Source organism: Mycobacterium sp. TH-M25, assembly GCF_057473665.1.
In genome coordinates this window covers 1-3,017 of record NZ_JBYCLA010000608.1, presented here as the reverse complement: position 1 = coordinate 3,017, position 3,017 = coordinate 1, and the positions used below count along the sequence as shown (strand labels likewise).

The 3,017-nt window shown below is 67.4% G+C and carries 3 protein-coding genes and 1 pseudogene; all 4 read left to right on the top strand.

The genetic code is table 11. The features are described from left to right. A pseudogene (locus AC2VOU_RS20190) lies at positions 1-170 on the top strand (AurF N-oxygenase family protein); the annotation flags it as partial. Next, positions 167-1,357 carry a DUF4873 domain-containing protein gene (locus AC2VOU_RS20185; protein ID WP_486958960.1) on the top strand — a complete coding sequence of 397 codons (1,191 nt, stop codon included), beginning with the start codon at positions 167-169 and terminating at the stop codon, positions 1,355-1,357. The pseudogene AC2VOU_RS20190 and the gene AC2VOU_RS20185, both read left to right, overlap by 4 nt. Before the next feature lie 121 nt (positions 1,358-1,478). Next, positions 1,479-2,483 (top strand): chemotaxis protein CheB, encoded by a 1,005-nt coding sequence (locus tag AC2VOU_RS20180; RefSeq protein WP_486958959.1) that lies wholly within the window; start codon positions 1,479-1,481, stop codon positions 2,481-2,483. Next, positions 2,476-3,017 (top strand): STAS domain-containing protein (locus AC2VOU_RS20175; RefSeq protein ID WP_486958958.1); only part of this gene is annotated, 542 nt, incomplete at its 3' end. The genes AC2VOU_RS20180 and AC2VOU_RS20175, both read left to right, overlap by 8 nt.

Here is a 3,017-nt window from a genome sequence, read left to right as displayed (position 1 = left end):
CGGCGGGGGGGGGTTTCCCCCCCCCCGCGGCCCGCAAGATGGCGCTCAACAGCCCGCACCGCCGGGAGGTGCAGGTAGCCGGTTTCGCGCCGCTGGCCGCGTTTTTGGCCGAGGTAGGGTTGATGGGCCCGATGGCGCGGCGCAGCTGGACGCGTACCAAGTTCCTGTGACCCAAACTCCGGTGAACCAGCGCGTCCACGGTGTCGTCCTGGTCGGCGACGGCGACGCCGCGACCGAGTTGCTGACGGCCGGCATCCACGACTTCATGATCTTCGACCGCGAGGTGGTCAGCGCCGTGTTCGACGACGGCACCGACACCTGGACGCTGCACACCGACGACGGTGAGGTGTGCCGCGGCCGCGTCGTGGTTGCCTGCGACTCGCCGTTCGTGCCGCTGGTGCCTGACCTGCTGGGCCGCCGGGACTTTCGTGGCACGTCGATGCATGCGGCGATGCCCTCTAACTTCTTCGAGCCCGCCGGCAAGAGGGTCGCCGTCATCGGCGCCGACTCCAGCGCCGGCGAACTGATCGAGCAGATGACCGATGCGGGGGCCACCATCACGGTCTTCCCGCTGGCGCCCCGGCACCCAGTCCAGCGGCCACGACGCACCCTGCGTATTGCCCGGCGTCGCCGTATCGACGTGATCACGCGGCCGATCGAAGAGGTGACCGCGGTCGGGGTGCGCACCGTCGACGGCGTCCACCACGATGCCGACGCGATCGTCTACGGCACCGGGTTCGCGGTGCGGACCGGCTTGCCGCCCGACACGCTCGTCGGCGCTCGCGGTGTCAGCATCCAGCAGGCGTGGGTCGACGGCGCCGAGCCCTACCTCGGGGTGGCTACACACGGCTTCCCGAACTACTTCACGACTACCGGGCCGCACGTCGCGGCGGCGATGCGCTTCGTCGTCGGGTGCCTGCAGCTGATGGGTCGGCGCACCCGGATCGAGGTCCGCCGCAGTGCGCAGGGTGTCTTCAACGAGCGAGTTCATCTGCGCCGACCGCAGTGGCACCTGGAGGCCGCTGCGTTCGACCTATCGTCGGCCGGAGACGCAGCCGCCGACAGCTACGAAGGTCCGGCAACGCTGACCATCGACGACGCCTCCCGCCAGGTGAAGGTCCGGCTGGCCGGTCACGTCAATCCGATCGATGGCCAATACCATTGGCAGGGAACCATTCTCGACGATTTGCCAGCAGATTTCATGACGTCCTCACGCACGGTCGGCCTCACGGTCGGCCAGCTGCGAGCGTCGGCGCGCATCACCGAGAAAACGTCGCAGGGCAGATATTCGATCGCGGGTGGGGGCGCGCCGCCGTTCGACGCGCCTGACGTAGAACTCGCGGCGCCACAACGGTAAATCGTCGCGGCCGCTGATCAGGCACTCGCTGATCGCGCTGTCCGCGCGTAGGCTGAATGCACCGCGTCGGAAACGGTTGCCTGGCCGGTATGTGGGTACGCCTCGAATGGTGGCGATTTTGATGCCAGTCAAAAGCAACACGCTCAACGTGGTCGCGGTGGGAGCCTCGGCCGGGGGCGTGGAAGCGCTGACCCGGTTTGTCGCCGGCCTACCACCTGAGCTGCCGTATGCCGTACTGGTCACCCTGCACCTGCCACCGGGTGCGCCCAGCGTGCTGGCCCGCATCCTGGACCGCAACGGACCGCTACCCGCGCAAGCAGCTACCGACGGGGCTCCCTTGGAGCCCGGAACCATCCGCGTCGCGGTACCGGACCGGCACCTGCTGGTCTACGACCACCGGATAGTGCTGTCGCAGGGCCCGACCGAGAACGCTCACCGCCCGGCGATCAACGCGCTGTTCCGCTCGGTGGCTTTGTCCATGGGCCGGCGCGCGGTGTCCGTGCTGCTGTCCGGGGTGCTCGACGACGGCGCGTTGGGCAGTGTCGCCATCCGCTCGCGGGGTGGGACCACGATCGCCCAGTCCCCCAGTGACGCCCTGTTCCCCGCGATGCCGCTGGCCGCTATCGACGCCGGTGTGGTCGACCATCAGGTCGAAGCCGGCGCGGTGGGCTCGCTGCTCATGCGGCTGGCGGAACGAACGTTTGAGGAGCCGGAAATGGAACACGATGCACGCTTGGACCTGGAGAACCGTATCTCCATGTCACAGCGGTTCTCGACGGAGTTCAACACCGAAGATCTCGGCTCGCCTTCCGGATACACCTGCCCGGACTGCAATGGATCGTTGATCAGCGTCAGCGACGGCAACTATCGCTGCCATGTGGGGCACGCCTGGACGCCCGACGCGTTACTCGGCGCCCGGGACGGCGAGATCGAGAGTGCGCTGTGGGTGGCGATGCGTAGCTTGCAGGAGAAGGCCAAGTTATCTCGGCGACTGGCCGGGCAGCTCAGTCCCGGACTCCTGCGGGATCGGTATCAGGCCATCACCGACGAAACGGAACACGCCATGTCCGTGCTGGGGAACCGGCTGTCGGACGTGTATGCCCAACATAAGGAGTCGCGTGGCTAGCCACTGGCCGCTCGGCGAGCTGACGGTGTCGCCGACGCCCGCGGACAGAGATTGCCTGCTGACCGTCAAAGGTGTTCTTGACACCACCACCTACCTCAAGTTGCGCGACTCGATCATCAAGGCCGCGTTGGAGGAACCGCGGGCAGTGCTTGTCGACGTCAACGGGCTCGAGGTGCTGCCTTCGTCGTCGGCGTGGTCGGTGTTCACCAGCGCCCGCTGGCATGTCAGCATGTGGCCCGACGTCCCGGTCGTTCTGATCAGCGGGCGGGCCGAACACCTGAAAACGATCGCACGCACCGGTGTGACGCGCTACGTGCCAAGCCACATCTCGCTCGAGGCGGCGCTGACAACTCTCAGCGACACCGGACCCGGTGTCCGGCGACGGCTTCGCACGGAACTTCCGGCCGCACTCGCCAGCCTGCGCACGGCCCGGTTAGTGGTCTCCGAATGCCTGAGCGCCTGGTCTCACGGCGAACTCACCGCGGTGGCACAGGTGATCGTCAACGTCTTCGTCGAAAACGTGTTGCAGCACAC